Genomic DNA, 18186 nt, shown 5'->3' on the forward strand with positions numbered 1-18186 from the left:
AAAGCCACAGCCGGGCGCGGCAAGCTGCTGCGTCCTGCCCCAAGCTGCTACTATTTCCTCTGCGCATCATCAGATGCATTCTGTGAACAGGTGGGGGAACGTATGGAACGTCTTGACCGGCTGGAAGCGGTGCAGTCGATGTTGCTCGATATCGGGCAACTCTCGACCAGCTGCAGCGACATCACCGCATTCATCCGGGCCGTACACGGCGCGCTGGGCCGCATCATGTATGCGGCCAACTTCTATGTGGCGCTGGCCGACCGTGAAGACGGCACCGTGCGCTTTCCCTATTTTGTCGACGAAGCCGACGGCGCGCGCGATCCGCTCGAACGCATCCGGCTCGCCTCGCCCGATCAGTCGCCCACGGCCTGGGTGCTGCTCAACCGCCAGAGGCTGGTGCTGACGGCGGCCGAATTCAACGAGCGCCACCGCAAGGCGGCCGGACGCTGGGGCAACGGCAGCACGCCGGAGCATTTCGTCGCCTGTCCGCTGCTCGACCAGAACCACCAGGCGCTGGGCGCGATCGTCATCCAGAGCTACTCTGCCGAGCAGACCTACAGCGAGGAAGACATTGCGCTGTTCGGGCTGATCGCCAACCATGTCTCAAACGCGCTGCAGGGCCTGCAAAGCATGGACCGGCTGGAACGCGCCGTCTCGGCGCGCACGGCCGCGCTGGCGCACGAGGTTGCCGAGCGTCGCCGCGCCGAAAAGATCCAGCACGCGCTGTACGAGATCGCCGACCTGTCGGCGCAGGCGCTCGACACCGACCAGCTCAGCGCCAGCCTGCACCGCATCATCGGCGAGCTGATGGTGGCCGACAACTTCCTGATCGGGCTGTACCACCAGCGCACGCAAGAGATCAGCATCCCGTACTTCGTCGACCAGAAAGACAGCGCGCCACCGCTGCTGCGCTTTCCGTTCGGCAAGGCGATGTGTTCGCACATCCTGTCGACCAAGCAGGCGCAGCTGCACGACGTGGCCAGCTTCAGGGCGCTCGTTGACGCCGGCACCGTGGCCGAGCCGATGGGGAGCACCGATATTGCCAGCTGGATGGGCGCGCCGATGCTGGTCAACGACCAGCCGTACGGCGTGATCGTCGTGCAGAGCTACGACCCGGCGATCGTCTACAGCAAGGCCGACCTCGACCTGCTGGCGTTCATGGCCAGCCACGTGGCCGTGGCGATTGCGCGCATGCAGGCCGACCGCCGGATCCGCAAGACCAAGGAAGCCCTCGAGCAGCAGAACGCGGCGCTGAACGACGCGCTGCACGCGCTGCAGGAGGCGCAGTCCGAACTGGTGCGGCAGGAAAAACTTGCCTCGCTCGGCCGCCTGGTGGCCGGCGTGGCGCACGAGATCAACACGCCGCTGGGCATCTGCGTGACGGCCACGAGCCACCTGGTACAGGAGCTGAAACTCACGCGCGAAGAACTGGCGGCAGGCGAGATGACGGCAGAGAGCCTGGCGAGCTTCTTCGACATCGTCGACCAGTCGCTGCGCATCATGACCACCAACACCCAGCGCGCCGCGAACCTGGTGCGCAGCTTCAAGCAGGTGGCGGTGGACCAGTCGTCGGACGATATCCGCAGTTTCAACCTGGGCGCATACCTGAACGAGGTGCTCCTGTCGCTGCACCCGAAGCTCAAGGGCCGCCCGGTGAAGGTCGCGGTCGATTGCCCGCCCGACCTGCTGCTCGACAGCTTTCCCGGGGCCGTGTCGCAGATCCTCACCAATATGGTCATGAATTCGCTGGTGCACGGCTTCGAGCACGAGCAGGCCGGCAACATCACGCTGCGCGCCGCGCTCGGCAGCGATGGCTGGGTGATCATGGAGTACGCGGACGATGGGGCGGGGATGGATGCAGCCACGCTCGACAAATTGTTCGATCCGTTCTTTACCACGCGGCGCGGCACCGGCGGCAGCGGCCTGGGCGCGCACATCCTGTACAACCTGGTGACCGGCGCGCTGGGCGGGACCGTACGGGCCACGAGCGCGCCGGGGCAGGGGCTGACGTACCACCTGCGTTTTCCCCGTTCGCAGCGCAAGGAAAAACTGGCGGCCTAGTGCCACGATCGAGCGGGCACGTGCGTCGCCGTACAGATGCGTTGCTGCAGGTTCTTTACGCTGGGCTCCCCATTTGGAGAGTCCATGAACGAAAACAAGCAAGACGCGCCACGCCAGGGCTCGCAAAAAGTCATTTATGCGGCAATCGCCGCCAACCTGGGCATCGCGGTGGCCAAATTCATCGTCGCCGGCATCACCGGCAGTGCGGCGATGGTGGCCGAGGGCATCCACTCGGCCGTCGACACCGGCAATGAATTCCTGTTGCTGCTGGGCGAACGCCGCAGCGCCCGCGCGCCCGACCGCAAGCATCCGTTCGGCTACGGCAAGTCGCTGTATTTCTGGGCGCTGATCGTTGCGCTGTCGGTGTTTTCGCTGGGCGGCGGATTATCGATCTACCACGGCGTCGATGCATTGCAAAACCCGCCGCCACTGGAAGACCCGATGTGGAGCTACGTCGTCCTTGGCGTGGCTGCCCTGTTCGAAGGGTATAGCTGGAACGTGTCGCGCAAGGAACTCAACACAGCGCGCAAACCCGGTGCGACGCTGTGGCAAGCGGTCCGTGCGAGCAAGGATGCATCGGTCTTCACGATTTTCATCGAGGATTCCGCCGCGCTGCTGGGCCTTGGAATTGCCGCAGCGGGCATTGCGCTGGGCCACTATTTCAATAATCCGTACATCGACCCGGCCGCCTCGATCGTGATCGGCCTGCTCTTGATCGGCGCCGCCTTCATGCTGGCGCGCGAGACCGGCGGCCTGCTCGTGGGCGAAGCGATCGACCATGATGAGCTGGCCGCATTGAAAGCGCTGTTCCTGCGCGAGCCGGCGCTGGACAGCGTGGCCAGCCTGCGCACGATGCAATTGGGACCAGAAGAAGTGCTGCTGGCCGCGTCGGTTCAGTTCCGTCGGGGGCTGTCGATCGACAAGGTGGAGGCGGCGATCGGCCGCATCGAAACTGCAGTGGCCGCCGAGCATCCGGTGATCCGTCAAATCTATTTCGATGCGTCGGCGCTGCGCGCTGCGTTCAAGTAATCGATAGGCTCATAGGGAGCGCAGCTCAGTCGGGCCACTGCGCGTTGATCGCCAGCGCCTTGTCCATATTCCGGATCAACAGGTCGACATAGGTCGGGTCGAGGTGGTGCCCGGCCACCTCGCGCAGGTGCTCGGTCACTTTGGCGGCTGGCCACGCTTCCTTGTAGCAGCGCGCGTGGCTCAGGGCGTCGAACACGTCGGCCACCGCCACGATGCGCGCGTACGGGTGGATGTCCTGCCCGCGCAGCCCCTGCGGATAGCCGGTGCCATCGAATTTTTCGTGGTGCTGGTGCGCGATCACCGCCGCTGCCTTCAGGATCGGGCGCTGCGAGCCGTCCAGGATCTGCAGCCCCACGGTCGGGTGCTGCTTCATGATGGTCCACTCGGCATCAGTCAGCTTGCCTGGCTTGAGGAGCACCGCATCGGGCGTGGCGATCTTGCCGATGTCGTGCATTGGCGCGGCGTGCATCAGCACCGCCGTCTCGTCTTCGGGCATGCCCGAAGCCTGGGCCAGCATGTGGCAGACCTGGGACATGCGGCGCACGTGGTTGCCGGCCTCGTGCGAGCGCGATTCGACGACGTCGCCCAGGCGCAGGATCAGTTCAGCCTGGGTATCGGTGATTTCCTGGTTCAGCAAAATATTGTCGAACGCGATGGCCACGCCCGAGCAGAACACCTCCAGCATTTGCGCATCGATGTCCGAGATCTCGTCCACACCCTTGAGCACCAGCAGCGACGCCTTGCCGCTGTTGTTCGGGAAGTAGCCGACATAGGTGTCGCCGTGCAGGCGTGAAATGCGGTTGTGGCGCGCATCGTCCAGCTGCGCCACCAGTTCCGGGCCGATTTCGTCGCCCTCCATGTCACCGATCTGGGCCAGCACTTCGTACTGGCTCTGGCCGGTGATCACGCTGGCCGCCTTCAGGCGCAGCAGCATGCTCTGTTCCAGACGCAGCAGGGCCACGACCTGCAGCAACAGGCCGTTGGCGAAGTCCTTCAGGTTGCGTTGCTGGAAGATGTGCGCAGACGCGGCGATCACGCGTTCCAGGCCTTCACGGTAGGTTTGCTGGACGCGGCGCGATTCCTCGACCTTCATGATGTCGCGGTAGGCGCGCAGCGCGGCGAACGTCGTCGTAAATAGCTTGGTGCGATCGAGCTCGGTCTTTTCCTTGTAGTCGTTGATGTCGTAGTCGACGATCACCCGTTCTTCCGGCGCCTGACCCGGCTGACCGGTGCGCAGCACGATGCGGGTGAACTGGTTGTCCAGGTCCTGGCGCATCCAGCGCGCTACTTCCAGGCCGCTGTCTTCGCGCTCCATCACCACGTCGAGGAACACCAGTGCGATGTCCTTCTCGCGCGCCAGGATTTCCTTGGCTTCGGCGCCGCTGTAGGCGTGTATGAAGGCGAGCGCACGGCCGTCGAGGCGAAAGCGCGTCAGGGTCAGCTTGGTGATGTCGTGGATATCGGGTTCGTCGTCCACCAGCAAGACTTTCCAGGGTGCGAGTTTGGGCGCAGCGGACGACAAGAAGGACATGGACGATTCCGATTCGTGGGGGAGGCCAGGGTTAAGCGAGCAGACTATGTTTTTCACAACAAAAGTAGCTCGGAGTCAAGTCGATTGTAGTACGGCGCATGACCCTTAACAAGAAGCAATATTAAATTTTGAGAGGGGGATGTAACAACTGGCCCCATGGGCCAGTGAGGATGTTGCAGCGACGTGACAGAACGCGTCAGGTATAGCGTTTTTGGCAACGCTCGCAGTAGAAGCTGCGCCGGTCCGAGGTGCCGAGCTTGGCTTTTGAATACGGTATGTCGCAGCGCGGGCAGATCTTCTTGGCGTGGGCCAGCCAGTGTTCCTTGAGCGTGAACGCTTTTTTCCAGCCCAGGAAGTCGAAGCTGTACTGCCGCGCTTCGTCCACCAGGGCGCGCAGCTTGGGTGCGGGAAGCGCGCCCATCGTCGAGAGGGGATGGACCCGAATCCTGAACAGCACCTCGTTCTTGATGATATTGCCCACGCCCGAGAAGATCTCCTGATCGAGCAGGGCGTCGCAGGCCAGCATATCGGGCGCGGCGCGCAGCTTCTTGCGCGCCTTGACCGGGTCCCAGGTCGCGCCCATCACGTCGGCGCTGAAGTCATAAGCGTCGAAGGTGGCGCGGTCGATCTCGCGGATCGCGCAGGCATAGAAATTCATGGCGCCGCCGTCTTCCACGCCGATGGACAGGCGCGGCGGCTTGTCGCGGTCCTCGTCGACGCGGTAGGTGCCAAACAGCAGAAAGTGGACGCGCAGGATGACGTCGGGTGTCTCGATCAGGAAGTGCTTGCCCCAGGTATGTAGTCCGGTGATGCGCTGGCCCACGAGGCGTGCCGGATCGAGCGTCTTCAGGTTGCCGCTGGCGCGCACGATGGTTTGCCCCACGAAGCGCGTCGTCTGTTCCTTGAGCATGTACAGCGTTGGACCTTCTGGCATGGTTGCCTCCTTGATGCATTCTTATATGGCACCATCTTTTGGTCATGTTCGGGACCTAACATTTGGATACAAGTTCCAACGTTTCGCCACGAGCAGAGCAGGGCGAAGCGGCGTATATTGGTAAGCGAAGATCGCACACAAGATGCATTGAGAAGGAGTTCCAGCAATGAAATCCATATTGATAAAAACCGCCCTGGCAGGCCTGTTCGCACTGTCTGCCGGCGCCGCCTCGGCGGGCGTGACCGTCAATTACATCGAGTCCGATAAATTTTCCGACCTGCCATTTGCCCCATGGGAGCGCAAGCAGGTGCTGGAAGAACTGAGCACGTATTTCACCAAGCTTGGCGAGAAACTCCCTGCGGGTCAGGACCTGGTGATCGAAGTGACCGACATCGACCTGGCCGGGCGCGAGTACCCGAATGTCAGCAACGGGCGCGACTTGCGCATCCTGAAAGGCACGGCCGACTGGCCGATCATCAACCTGCGTTATTCGCTGACGCAAAACGGGCAGGTGCTCAAGGGCGGCGATGCACGCCTGGCCGACATGAACTACATGCAGCGCATCGGCCGCTTCAGCGACTCTGACAGCCTGCGCGCCGAGAAGCGCATGATCGACGAGTGGTTCGACGAAACGATCATCGGCAAGAAGCGCGGCGGTTGAGCCATTTTTATCGCGCATGTAAAAAAACGGCGCCCTGCGGGGCGCCGTTTTGTTGTGACCTAATCGACCCGGTTGACACGCTCGAACCTGGCGTGAAAGTCGTCCGGCATCGGGCATACCCGGCCCGCCTTGTAGTCGTAGAACACAAACCCGGTCTTGGCCATGGCGATCAGCTTTTCGTCGCGCGGCCGCGTGACACGGTAGATCAGGTCGCCGCCATACTTGTTGAAGTCCATGACGCCCACGTCGAACAGCAGTTCGTCGCGGCGATACGCTTCGGCGCGGTAGATGGTGGCCAGGTCGGTGACAATGATGCCAGGGCCATCGAGGCTGGTTTCCGGCACGCCGAACTCGAACAGGAAGCGCGATCTGGCCTCGGACACCATCGCGATCATCGATTCATTGCCGACATGATTCGCCGCATTGATGTCGGTGGCCCGCACCGTGAGCACGGTCGAAAAGTAGAACTGGTCGGCGGGAAAGTCGAGTTGTACGCGGGGCATGGGCCATCCTGGTGATGGGCGGGATAGATGGACAGGATACAGGACGGCGCACGCATACTGCGCCGCCCCGACCGCGGGTGGTGCGGGAGTTAGACTTTCGCTTCCACGCCCGGCGTTGCCGAGCGGGTCAGGAAGGCCTGTGTGACTTGCGGCAGGTGCTCCAGCAGCCAGGCCGCCATCGCCTTTTCTTGCACCAGGATCTGTTCGCACGAAGCGGCAGTGGCGCTGTCGCCAGCCGCCTTGGCCGCTGCAATCAGGGATGTGTAGGTGGCGATTTCGAGGTTCTCGAACACGTAGCCGGCCATCGCGCCCTTGACCACTTCATCGCTGACGGTCATGCCGCCCACGGCCTGGCCAAAGGCCATCAGCTTGGCGCCGATATCCTTGACCACCGAATTGCTGATGTCGCGGCGCGCCAGGATCTCGTCCAGCACGCCACGCTGCCAGCGCGTTTCTTCGATGTGCTGGACGATGCGTGCGCGCAGTTCCGGATAGTGTTCGAGGCGGTCCGCTTGCGCGTTGAGCATCTTGTCTGCCTGCTCTTCCATTGCATGGGCGTCACGTAGCCAGTCGTTCAGATTGTCGTCGATTGCAGTTGCCATGAAATTCTCCGCTGGTGAATAGGTGCAACCAGAATGGCAGAATTGATGGGTACCGTTTGTTAGGTATGACACATTTGCGCGTCACTCGTTAACAAAGGCTCAGTCAGCGTTATCTGTTGATGACGCTGATAGCAATGCGAAGCAATTGTTCTGGCGAAATAATTCGCCTTCCATCCAGTGCCCAGCGCCAGCCGAGGTAGTTGGGAAGGTAGCGCGATGCCACGCCACGAAAGCCCTGTAGCCAGGCCTTGAAGCGTTGATGGTAGGCGTTCACGTTCTGCACATGGATGGCAAGACTGCCCAGACGCCTCGCTCGCACACCGGCGCGCACATTGACTGCCTCGTGCGCGATCCTGTGCTTGCGTGCAAAGGCGCGGTAAGCGGGATGGCCGTCACTGACCAGCAAGGCCTGCCTGTCGAGCCTGGGTAGCAAGTCACGCTCGAGTTGCGCAGTCTTGAGCGCACCGCGGCCAGTGACGGCATCGATGGTGCGCCCCTCGCGGTCGCGCGCGACCAGGATGCAGTCCAGTTCACCGGAAATGCCCCGTTTGGCAGCGCGACCACCGCGGCGGCGCGGTGGGCGATTGAGCGCGCGCGAACCTTTTTGTGATTCGAGCAGAAATGTTTCGTCAGCCTCGACGATGCCATTCAGGAGCGCGGGCCGGTCGAGCTTGACCCAATGCAGGAAGCGGTGTCGCCAGCGAAAGGCGGTGTTGCGGTGTACGCCGACCCGATCTGCGCCCGTGCGCACGGGGAGTGAATCGAGCAGCACTTGCGAATACGCGAGCCATTTGGCTTTGTGCCTGAGCCGCGCCAGCGGCGTGCCGGTGAGGTCGTTAAAGGTGCGGCCGCAGGAACAGCAACGGTAGCGCTGCAAGTCGTTGGCGAAACCATGCCGGTAGCAGTGCTCGTTGCCGCATCTGGGGCAGCAGCGGTCTGGCGCTCTGACCTTAGTGATGAGCGCAACCACTTGATCGAGCCCGGCTGCAGGATGCAGGGCATCGAGCACTTGCCGACACTGCGGCTGGTTCAACGAAGGCAGTTTTGCGAACCAGCCCTTGAAACGTGGCGCTTTCATGATCGACTCCTGACGCTGGGGACAGGGGTTGGACCACTGGCCTACTCGTCAGTTCAAAGCTAGTCTCTATTTAACGTTGACAGCGCCTTAACAAAAACGATCAGGGTGCCGGGGCTGGCGCGCGCGTACGTGTTTTGGCGACCACGCCGGCCGGGTCGATCAGCACGACGAACTCGGCAAACTGGCCAGCACCTGCCGGTGACTGGTAGACCCAGGTCTCGAAGCCGCTGTCGAAGCGCACGTTTTTCGTCGGCCCGAACGCGGCCAGCAACTGCGCTTTGGTGGTCTGGCCGGCGATGACGGTCTGTTGCAGCCGCTCGGCCGGCACTTGCGCGCCGGGCGGCGCGGCATTCTGCGTGGCGCAGCCAGTCAGCAGCGCAGCGCACAGGATCAGAGGCGCCCTCATGGCGTTACCCCGGCTGGCGGATCGACCATGTAGGTGAATTCCACGAGCGTGTCGTCCGGCCAGCTGGCATCCCACAACGGCACGTAATAGGTGCGGTCGAGCAGCACCTGGCAATCGCAGAACGGCAGCATGTCGGGCGTCTGGTCGCCGCCCGCGTAAAGCATCGAAAACGGCAGCGTTTCAATGCGCTCACCGGCGCGCAGCGTGACCGCGAAGATCGGGCGCTCGGCGAAGAACAGGTAATTGCCATCCGGGCTCGTGCAGACGCCTTCGGGCGAATCGAGCGCATCCGAGATCCAGCCGAACAGCGGCGAGCTGTTCGATACCAGGCCAGCTTCCTTGCCCACGCGGCATTCCAGGCGCAGGTCACCCAGGCGGCGCATGCCGGCCGGGACGCCCGGCGTTTCGATGCGCGCGCGCCAGGTCATGCTGGCCGTCTTGCGACGGGCAAGCACGGCAGCGTCTTCCTGCAAGGCTTGCGCGTTGCGCGGCAGGACAAAGAAATTGTTGTCGTCGACAGGGACGGGCACCGATACCGTATCGCCCGCCACGCGCAGCGTGATGCCGCGCATGTCGACGTTCGGCAGGCGCGGCAGCAACTGGAAGCGCAGGGAGGCGTTCGGCGCGAAGGCGCGCTCGCGCTCGAAGCGCTCCATGCCGCGGATCATTTTGCGGTACGACTTGTCGACCGGGTCACGGGTGGACTTGACGGTGACGGTGCTCTGGCCGGCGGCATGCGCCGGCAGGCTTGCGGCCGCAGCCATGAACAGGCCGCTCATGGCCAGTCCGGCAACGACACGGACGATGGACGGCCGCATCAATGGATTTACCAATACCGCACGCGGCCGGTATCCATGTGGACGAACTGCGAGCTGTCGTAATACCCGACGCCGCCGCCCTGGAGCGACATGGCCGCCTTTTGCAGATTGCGCAGGTCGGTGCCTGGCAGGCGGATGTCGATGGCCTTGCCTTCCATGTGCAGGCTGCGCTTGGCGACGCCGCCGCTGCCATGGCCACGCAGGAACGCATTCGATTCCGGCGCGCGGTAGCCCGAAATGATATGCAATTCCTTGCTGTTGCCAAGCTTGCCATTGAGCTGGCCGAGCAGCAGCAGCAGTTCGGGATCGATGTCCGCAATCTTGTTGGTGCGGTGGTCGCGCAGCACCTTGTTGATGTCGCCCAGCGCATCAGGGATGAACTCGCCTTGCGCCCAGAACGTGCTCGTCAGCTTTTCACCCGTGTGCGTATTGTAGAAACGCAGACAGCAATCGCCGGTGGCAATCGATGAATTTTTGGCAAGAGTGGGAAGGCTGAGGGAGGATGCTGCGAGGAGGAGACCGCTTTTGAGGATAGTACGGCGTTGAATCATTGAAGGGAGTCCTTGCGCTGGTTCAGTGAGCAATCGATGATACGCCATTTGCCGCAATCGTGCAGACAATGTACAGAAAATCGCGACATTTCAGCTACGATGTCAAGTATTTAACTGTTTTTGAGAGATTTGCGTATGCTGACGCCGGCAAGCCGGTTGGGACCGGCGCGGCCCAAGCGCAGCTCAACCGTCTGGCCAGAATTCACAGCCACGGTCATCTAAAGTGCAGGGCCTGGCGCTCGATCCGAAAACCGGCCATGTCGAACAAGGCTCGCGCGCTGGCGATTCCATGCTCCATGCGTAACGCGCGATGCGCCCCGCATGGTTTGTCGCTCTGCGAGACATGCATACGCTGTTTTGTTTGTTGACTAACTGAAACGTGCCTAGAATGGTCCTTTCCCGACCCATTCAGGAGGCGCAGCATGGCAGTTCCCGTTCGTCGCATCACCCATCTCGCGACAGCACTTGCGCTGATCTTTGGCGCATCTGCGCTGCAGGCCGCGCCTGCCCCTGCCAGCACGCCCGATATCCCGATCCCGGACATCAAGTACACCAAGTTCACGCTGAAGAACGGCTTGACCGTGCTGGTGCACGAAGACCGCAAGACGCCGGTGGTGGCCGTGAATACCTGGTACCACGTCGGCTCGAAGAACGAGAAACCAGGCAAGACCGGCTTTGCCCACTTGTTCGAACACCTGATGTTCAGCGGCAGCGACAACTTCAAGAAGACCTACCTGAATGCGATGGAACAGGTCGGCGCGACTGACCTGAACGGCACCACCAGCCAGGACCGCACGAATTACTTCCAGAACGTGCCGACCTCGATGCTCGACTATGCGCTGTTCGCCGAGAGCGACCGCATGGGTTACCTGCTGGGAACGGTCGACAAGACCAAACTCGATATCCAGCGCGGCGTCGTGCAGAACGAAAAGCGCCAGGGCGAGAACCAGCCCTATGGCATCGCCTACGAGCTGCTGGTCGAAAACACCTATCCGGTCGGCCACCCGTATTCCTGGACCGTGATCGGCAAGATGGCCGACCTCGACGCGGCCTCGATGACCGACGTGCAGGACTGGTTCAAGCAGAACTATGGCCCGAACAACACGGTGCTGGTGCTGTCGGGTGATATCTCGCCGGAAGAAGCGCGCAAGAAGGTCGAGCAATACTACGGCGCGATTCCGCCGGGCCCGCCGCTGGCCAAGCACGATGCGTGGATCGCCAAGCGGACCGGCACGCACCGCACGCTGGCGCAGGACCGCGTGCCGCAAACGCGCATCTACCGCACCTGGAACGTGCCGGGTGCGCACACGCCTGAAGAAGCGCTGCTCGACCTGGGCGCGCGCGTGCTGGGCGGCGGCAAGACGTCGCGCCTGTACAAGCGCCTGGTCTACAAGGATCAACTGGCCACCAGCGCGACCGCAAGCGACGATGCGTCCGAGATTGGCGGCCAGTTCGACCTGACGCTGACGGCCCGTCCCGGCGCCGACGTGAAAAAGATGGAGCAGGCTGCCGACGACGAATTGCGCGCGCTGATGAAAAGCGGCCCGACGGACGCCGAGCTGCGCCTGGCCAAGACCACGATCCTGGCGCAGTACACGCGCATGATCGAGCGCGTTGGCGGCTTCGGCGGCAAGAGCGATCTGCTGGCCTCGTGCCAGACCTTCACCGGCAATCCGGACTGCTACAAGGTCTATCTGCAGCGCATCAAGGACGCCACGCCGGCCACGGTGAAGAAAGCGATGAACGACTGGCTCAGCGACGGCGACTACGTGCTGCAGATCGATCCGTTCCCGACCGGCCTGGCCGCCACCGATACGGGGCTCGATCGCAGCAAGGAACCGGTCGCCGGCAAGGCGATGTCCCTCAAATTGCCGCCAATGCAGCGCATTACGTTGACCAACGGCCTGAAGGTGGTGCTGGCCGAGCGTCATGAAGCACCGGTCGTCAATCTGCAGATGATGGTCGACAGCGGCTACGCGGCCGACAGCGCCGCCTTGCCGGGCGTGGCCAGCCTCACGCTGCGCATGCTCGAAGAAGGCACGGCCACGCGAAAGTCGCTCGAGATCGGCGAAGAGCTCGAACGCCTGGGCGCGACCTTTGGCGCCAGCATCAATCTCGATGGCGCCTTTGTCGGCATGAATTCGCTCAAGGCGACGCTGCCGCAGGCGCTCGGCCTGTACGCGGACCTGGTGCGCAATCCGGCGTTCCCGCAGAACGAATTCGCGCGCCTGCAGAAAGACCGCCTGGCCGCGATCGCACGCGAGAAGGTCGATCCGCAGGGTATTGCGCTGCGCGTCGTGCCGGCCCTGATGTACGGCCAGGGCCACGTGTATGCGCGCACTGCCAACGGCACCGAGGACGCCGTGGGCCGCATGACCCGAACCGACCTGGCCAATTACCACGCGACCTGGTTCAAGCCGAACAACGCGACGCTGCTGGTCGTGGGCGACACGACGCTGGCCGAGATCACGCCGATGCTCGAGAAAACGTTCGGCGGCTGGAAGGGCGGCGAGGTGCCGAAGAAAGTGATCGCCACCGTGCCTGCACCGGCCAAGCCGCTCGTGTACCTGGTCGACCGGCCCGGCGCGCTTCAAAGCGTGATCGTCGGCGCGCAACTGGCGCCGCCGCGCAACAGCCCCGAGTCGCTGCCGCTGGAAATCGTCAACGACGTGTTCGGCGGCACGTTCAGCTCGCGCATCAACATGAACCTGCGTGAAGACAAGCACTGGTCGTATGGCGTGCGCAGCCTGGTGCAGCCGGCCGTCGGCCAGCGCACGTTCATGAGCATCTCGCCGGTGCAGACCGACAAGACCGGCGATGCGCTCAAGGAACTGGTGCGCGAATACAAGGGCGTGGCAGGTGAGCGCCAGATCACCGGTCCCGAGCTGAAATTCGCGCAGGACAACCGCACGCTGCGCCTGCCGGGCAGCTTCGAGACAGCCGGCCAGCTGGGCGGCGCCTACACGACCATCCTGCAATACGGCTTGCCGGACGACTACTACAACACCTACACCGAGAAGGCGCTGGCACTCACGCCAGAGCAGGCCAACACCCTGGCCACGCGCAGCTTCCTGACCGATCGCCTGGTGTGGGTCGTCGTCGGTGACATGAGCAAGGTCGAAAAGGACGTGCGCGCGCTGAACCTGGGCGAGGTGCGCCGCATCGATGCGGATGGCAAGGCGTTGTAATCACGTGGTACGAACGTAAAAAAGCCCACCCGGCACGCGCCGGGTGGGCTTTTTCATCGTTAAAACATCAGTGCTGGTGTCAGCTGTTGCGCCGGATGTCAGCCGTGATCTCGTACGCGTGCAGGCGCGCTGCATGGTCGTAGATCTGCGACGTGATCATCATCTCGTCCGGCTTGGTCTTGTCGATGAACGCGTGCAGCTGGGCGGCCACGGTGTCGCGCGAGCCGATTGCCGAGCAGGCCAGCACGCTGTCGAGCATCATGCGCTCGGGCGTGTCCAGCGCTTCCAGGTAACCGCTGACGGGCGGCTTGAGTTTGCCCGGATTGCCCGTGCGCAGCGCGACAAACGCCTGCTGCATCGAGGTGGCCAGCAGATGCGCTTCTTCGTCGGTATCGGCCGCGAACACATTGAAACCGAGCATGACATACGGCTCGGCCAGCTGCGCCGATGGACGGAAATTGCTGCGGTACATGTCGATCGCCTGCATCATCATCTGCGGCGCGAAGTGCGACGCGAATGCATACGGCAGACCAAGGTGCGCCGCCAGTTGCGCGCCGAACAGGCTCGAACCGAGAATCCATAGTGGCACGTCCAGGCCTGCGCCCGGCACCGCCAGCACCTGCCGGCGGCTTGAACCTGCGAAGTAATCCATCAGTTCCACGACGTCCTGCGGGAACTCGTCGGCGTCCGACGCCAGGTTGCGGCGCAGCGCGCGGGCCGTGGTATGGTCGGAGCCAGGCGCGCGGCCCAGGCCCAGGTCGATCCGGCCCGGATGGAGTGACGCGAGCGTGCCGAATTGTTCGGCGATCACGAGCGGTGAATGATTCGGCAGCATGATGCCGCCGGCGCCCACGCGAATCGTGGACGTGCCGGCCGCCACATGGGCGATCAGTACCGCCGTGGCGGCGCTCGCAATGCCTGGCATGCCGTGGTGTTCGGCGAGCCAGTAACGGTTGTAGCCCCAGCGTTCGCCATGCTGGGCGAGGTCGAGGGAGCTTTTGAAGGAAGTTGCCGCATCGCTGCCTTGAACGATCGGCGAGAGGTCGAGTATCGATAAAGGGATCATGGAACAATGATACGCCGATGCGAAAAAACGCGTGCAAGGGTGCCCAAAACTGCACCGGCCGCTTGTCAATACAATATGTGGTTATGAGTGTGCAACATGGCTTCAACGGGCATCATCTGGCGGCAATCGACGCTGCCATCGGCGCTGCCATCACGGCTCGTTCGCTGCCCGGCGCCGTGTATTGGCTCGAACGCGGCGCCGCACATGCCGAGCGCGCGTATGGGCGGCTCCACTTCGGGCCGGCTGCCGCGCCGGTCACCGTGGGTACCGTGTTTGACGTCGCTTCGCTGACCAAAGTGCTGGTGACGGCGCCGGCGATCCTGCTGCTGCACGAGGGCGGCCAGATCGACCTCGAAGCGCCGCTGCTGCGCTACCTGCCTGACTGTGCGGGCGGCGGCAAGGACGCGATCACAGTGCGCCAGTTGCTGACCCACACGTCGGGCTTGCTGGCCGGGTTGCCGGCCAGTCCGGCGTGGGAGGGCAGGGAGGCAGCGTTGCTGCTGGCCTCGCTCGAGCGCGTGACGCATGTGCCGGGCAGTGTCTTTCGCTACTCCGACATCAATTACATCCTGCTTGGCCTGATCATCGAACGCGTGGCTGGCATGCCGCTCGATGCGTTTGCCGAGCAGCGCATCTTTGCGCCAATGGGCATGCAGGACACCGGCTATCGGCCGCTGGCGCGCGGCGACGGGCGGACAATTGCGCCCACCCAGCGTGGTGCGGTGGAGGCAAATGCGGTGCTGTCGAAAGCGCAGCGTGGCCTGGCGCCCGGCGCCGTGCTGCAAGGCCAGGTCCATGATCCGACCGTGCGCCGGATGGGCGGCGTGGCGGGCTCGGCCGGTGTATTTTCGACCGCGCGGGACGTCGCGCGCTTTGCCCGCATGCTGCTTGCAGGCGGTGAACTCGATGGCGTGCGCGTGCTGCATCCCGACAGCGTGCGCCTGCTGTGCACCGCGCAGTCGCCACCAGGCATTGCCGCACTGCGCGGCATGGGCATGGACATCGATTCGCCATTTGCACGCCAGCCACGGGGCCGGCATTACCGGCTGGGCAGCTACGGGCACACGGGCTTTACCGGCTGCATCCTGTGGATCGACCCACAGTCGCAAAGCTTTTATGTTTTCCTGTCCAACCGAGTGTATCCGGACGACCGCAACAGCATCCTGCCGCTCTACGCCGAGCTGGGAACGCTATCGGCAGAAGCCGTATTATCAGCTCAACAATAAACAAAAAAATGCGTGCAATTGTGCGCAAAATAGATGACGTTGGGCGACGATTAATTGTTTCCGCGCGGTACCGTGCGCGCCCATATCTGCTGTCGACCTACACTGGACTCCTGACTTGACGCACTGATGTGTCGAGAACGCACTACAAAACATATTCAGGAGAACACCATGAACAAGCTACTCAAAGGAATGATCGGCGCATCGCTGACGGTTGCCATGCTGGGCGCTACTGCAGTTCATGCACAAACGGGCGCCACGGCAGGCGCGGCCGGCCGCACCGGCACTGCAACGGGCACCGCCGGCACGACCGGCACGGGCATGGCGGGTACCTCGGGCCAGGTTGGTAGCCAGACCGGCAGCAGCATGCAGGATGCGACGGGCCGCTCGTCGATGAGCGCCACCGGCACCAGCAGCATGAACCCGCAGAACGATCGCCGCAGCAGCACCAGCCCGATGACCGGCACCACCGGCTCGGCGGGCGTCGTTGACAGCCGTGCAGGCACGGTCGGCGCCACGGGCCGCACCGGCACCAGCGGCACCACGGGCATGAACGGCAGCACCACCGGCGCAATGGGTAACAGCGGCATGACCGGCACAACCGGCAGCGCTACCGGTACCACCGGCGCTGCTGGCACCACCGGTATGAGCGGTTCAATGGGCACGGGTACCAGCGGCGCAGCAGGCGCGGGCACCACTGGTACTACCGGAACGGGTACAACTGGAACCGGCGCAACGGGCACTACCGGCACCGGCACCGGTACTACGGGCACCACCGGCCGCGGTTATTGATAGCACCAGCAATGCGTCAGCAATAAGGGTGGCTTAGCCGCCACCAGCACAACACCGGCCTCGCGCCGGTGTTGTCGTTTTATCTGTGGTATCCGCGCCGCATCCGTGGTCAATATTATGGGGCTGGTGATTTTCCACGAAGGTTGTGGCGTACCATTCATAATTATTGCCTTACGGAACTAATTATGATGCACCCCGACGCGCCGCAGGAGATGCTGGCCCCCAGCGCCATGAAGCTCTCCGAGCTGATTGGCGCGTTGAGCTATGCGCTCGACATTACCGAAGGCCAGCCTGCTGGCCACTGCGTGCGCTGCTGCTGGATCGGGATGCATATCGGCCGTGCCGCGGGCCTGAATGACGACCAGCTGTGGGAACTGTATTACACGCTGCTGCTGAAAGACCTTGGCTGCAGCAGCAATGCCGCCCGCATCTGCGAGCTGTACCTGACGGACGATCTCGACTTCAAGCGCAGTTTCAAGACGGTGGGCGACAGCCTGCCGCAGGTGCTCGGTTTCGTGCTCAAGCACACGGGCCTCAAAGCGGGCCTGGCCGAGCGGTTCCGCAGCGTCATGACCATTCTGCGCGATGGCCCCGAGATCGCGCAGGGCCTCATCGCCACCCGCTGCCAGCGCGGCGCTGACATCGCGCGCCTGCTGCGCTTCCCGGAGGGCGTGGCCGAAGGCATTTATTCGCTCGATGAACACGTGAATGGCAAGGGCAAGCCGGCCCAGCTCGCGGGCGACGCGATCCCCGTGTATGCGCGCATTGCGCTGCTGGCGCAGGTGATCGACGTGTTCCACACCGATGGCGGGCGCGAGGCTGCGCTGCACGAAGCCACCGCGCGCGCCGGCAGCTGGTTCGATCCGCAGCTGGTCGCCGCGTTCGAACAGGTCGCGCTGGAGGATGCCTTCTGGCGCAAGCTTGCCGCGCCGGACCTGGACCGCGCTGTCTTCGCACTGGAGCCGGCGGGCCACGAAGTTGCGCTCGACGAAGACTACCTCGACGATATCGCCACCGCTTTCGGCCAGGTGGTCGATGCCAAGAGCCCGTACACGAGCGGCCACAGCGCACGCGTGGCGCTGTACACCGACATGATCGGCGAGGCCCTCGGGCTGTCGGCGCAGCGCCGCCGCTGGCTCAAGCGCGGCGCGCTGCTGCACGATGTCGGCAAGCTGGGCGTGAGCAACAGCGTTCTCGACAAGGCAGGCTCGCTCGACCGCGACGAATGGACCGCCGTGCGCCAGCACGCCGAATACACCGAAACGATCCTGGGCCGCATCGCGGCGTTTGCCGAACTGGCGTCGATTGCCGGCGCCCACCACGAGCGGCTCGACGGCAACGGCTACCCGCGCGGTTTGCATGCGGACGACATCCGCCTCGAGACGCGCATCATCACCACCGCCGACATTTTCGACGCCATCACCGCCGAGCGCCCATACCGCGGCGCGATCCCGATCCCGCAGGCGCTCGAGATGATGGAAAAGACCGTCGGCACCGCGCTCGACCCGGCCTGCTTCGATGCGCTCAAGCGCGGGCTGGCGCTGGTGCCGTTCCCGGCGCCCTGAATCTGCCGCCAGGTTCCGCCTGCCACAGTCACATGTCAGTGTGATGAATTCCTCTTCCGGATAGCAAGATTTGACAAACATGGCATCCCGGATGCCACCACAATGCGCTCACTGAGAGCCTGTCCGGATTGCTTGGGACTGGCTCCAACAACCGATGGCCAACCTGGTTTGGAGCGCA

General features: G+C 63.4%; 16 protein-coding genes. 7 read left to right on the plus strand and 9 right to left on the minus strand.

Annotation, left to right across the window (positions count from 1 at the left end; genetic code table 11):
* The first annotated feature begins 102 nt into the window (after positions 1–102).
* Positions 103–2061 carry a GAF domain-containing sensor histidine kinase gene (locus NX775_RS18635; protein WP_258837311.1) on the plus strand — a complete coding sequence of 653 codons (1959 nt, stop codon included), beginning with the start codon at positions 103–105 and terminating at the stop codon, positions 2059–2061.
* A gap of 84 nt (positions 2062–2145) precedes the next feature.
* Positions 2146–3090 carry a cation diffusion facilitator family transporter gene (locus tag NX775_RS18640; RefSeq protein WP_258837312.1) on the plus strand — a complete coding sequence of 315 codons (945 nt, stop codon included), beginning with the start codon at positions 2146–2148 and terminating at the stop codon, positions 3088–3090.
* Between the two features lie 25 nt (positions 3091–3115).
* Here NX775_RS18640 and NX775_RS18645 read toward each other — a convergent pair whose 3' ends face one another.
* Together NX775_RS18645 and NX775_RS18650 are read right to left on the minus strand one after the other, a co-directional pair.
* Positions 3116–4621, minus strand: coding sequence for an HD domain-containing phosphohydrolase (locus NX775_RS18645; protein WP_258837313.1), 1506 nt, complete (start codon positions 4619–4621; stop codon positions 3116–3118).
* A gap of 196 nt (positions 4622–4817) precedes the next feature.
* The gene (locus NX775_RS18650) at positions 4818–5555 is read right to left on the minus strand and encodes a DNA-formamidopyrimidine glycosylase family protein (protein ID WP_258837314.1); all 738 of its coding nucleotides are present in this window, start codon (positions 5553–5555) and stop codon (positions 4818–4820) included.
* 166 nt (positions 5556–5721) lie between these two features.
* Here NX775_RS18650 and NX775_RS18655 point away from each other — a divergent pair, with 166 nt between their 5' ends.
* Positions 5722–6216 (plus strand): DUF3016 domain-containing protein, encoded by a 495-nt coding sequence (locus NX775_RS18655; RefSeq protein WP_258837315.1) that lies wholly within the window; start codon positions 5722–5724, stop codon positions 6214–6216.
* A 59-nt stretch (positions 6217–6275) separates the two neighbouring features.
* Here NX775_RS18655 and NX775_RS18660 read toward each other — a convergent pair whose 3' ends face one another.
* The 6 genes from NX775_RS18660 to mepK form a co-directional block, all read right to left on the minus strand.
* Entirely contained in the window at positions 6276–6719 is a 444-nt protein-coding gene (locus NX775_RS18660) for a thioesterase family protein (RefSeq protein WP_258837316.1), read from the minus strand.
* Between the two features lie 89 nt (positions 6720–6808).
* Positions 6809–7321 (minus strand): ferritin-like domain-containing protein, encoded by a 513-nt coding sequence (locus NX775_RS18665; RefSeq protein WP_258837317.1) that lies wholly within the window; start codon positions 7319–7321, stop codon positions 6809–6811.
* Between the two features lie 109 nt (positions 7322–7430).
* Positions 7431–8399 (minus strand): IS1595 family transposase, encoded by a 969-nt coding sequence (locus tag NX775_RS18670; RefSeq protein ID WP_258837318.1) that lies wholly within the window; start codon positions 8397–8399, stop codon positions 7431–7433.
* Positions 8400–8499: 100 nt separating this feature from the next.
* Positions 8500–8805: a hypothetical protein gene (locus tag NX775_RS18675; protein ID WP_258837319.1), complete on the minus strand. Its 306-nt coding sequence runs from the start codon at positions 8803–8805 to the stop codon at positions 8500–8502.
* Positions 8802–9584: a hypothetical protein gene (locus tag NX775_RS18680; RefSeq protein ID WP_258837320.1), complete on the minus strand. Its 783-nt coding sequence runs from the start codon at positions 9582–9584 to the stop codon at positions 8802–8804. The genes NX775_RS18675 and NX775_RS18680 overlap by 4 nt, the downstream gene beginning before the upstream one ends.
* A 47-nt stretch (positions 9585–9631) precedes the next feature.
* Entirely contained in the window at positions 9632–10174 is a 543-nt protein-coding gene (gene mepK / locus NX775_RS18685) for a peptidoglycan L,D-endopeptidase MepK (protein ID WP_183553928.1), read from the minus strand.
* A 422-nt stretch (positions 10175–10596) separates the two neighbouring features.
* Between mepK and NX775_RS18690 the strand changes: the two genes are divergently transcribed.
* Complete coding sequence (locus NX775_RS18690) at positions 10597–13362, plus strand: M16 family metallopeptidase (RefSeq protein ID WP_258837321.1); 2766 nt, start codon at positions 10597–10599, stop codon at positions 13360–13362.
* A 79-nt stretch (positions 13363–13441) separates the two neighbouring features.
* Here the strand turns inward: NX775_RS18690 and NX775_RS18695 are convergent, their stop codons facing one another.
* On the minus strand, positions 13442–14428 hold the full coding sequence (locus NX775_RS18695) for an LLM class flavin-dependent oxidoreductase (RefSeq protein ID WP_258837322.1): 987 nt from the start codon (positions 14426–14428) through the stop codon (positions 13442–13444).
* 83 nt (positions 14429–14511) lie between these two features.
* Between NX775_RS18695 and NX775_RS18700 the strand changes: the two genes are divergently transcribed.
* The 3 genes from NX775_RS18700 (at position 14512) to NX775_RS18710 (ending at position 18008) form a co-directional block, all read left to right on the plus strand.
* Positions 14512–15654, plus strand: coding sequence for a serine hydrolase domain-containing protein (locus tag NX775_RS18700; protein WP_258837323.1), 1143 nt, complete (start codon positions 14512–14514; stop codon positions 15652–15654).
* Between the two features lie 168 nt (positions 15655–15822).
* Positions 15823–16443 (plus strand): hypothetical protein, encoded by a 621-nt coding sequence (locus NX775_RS18705; protein WP_258837324.1) that lies wholly within the window; start codon positions 15823–15825, stop codon positions 16441–16443.
* A 185-nt stretch (positions 16444–16628) separates the two neighbouring features.
* Positions 16629–18008, plus strand: a complete 1380-nt coding sequence (locus tag NX775_RS18710) for an HD-GYP domain-containing protein (protein WP_307732309.1) — start codon at positions 16629–16631, stop codon at positions 18006–18008.
* Positions 18009–18186: the final 178 nt, after the last annotated feature.

Source organism: Massilia aurea (assembly GCF_024753205.1).
GTDB classification, from domain to species: domain Bacteria; phylum Pseudomonadota; class Gammaproteobacteria; order Burkholderiales; family Burkholderiaceae_D; genus Telluria; species Telluria aurea.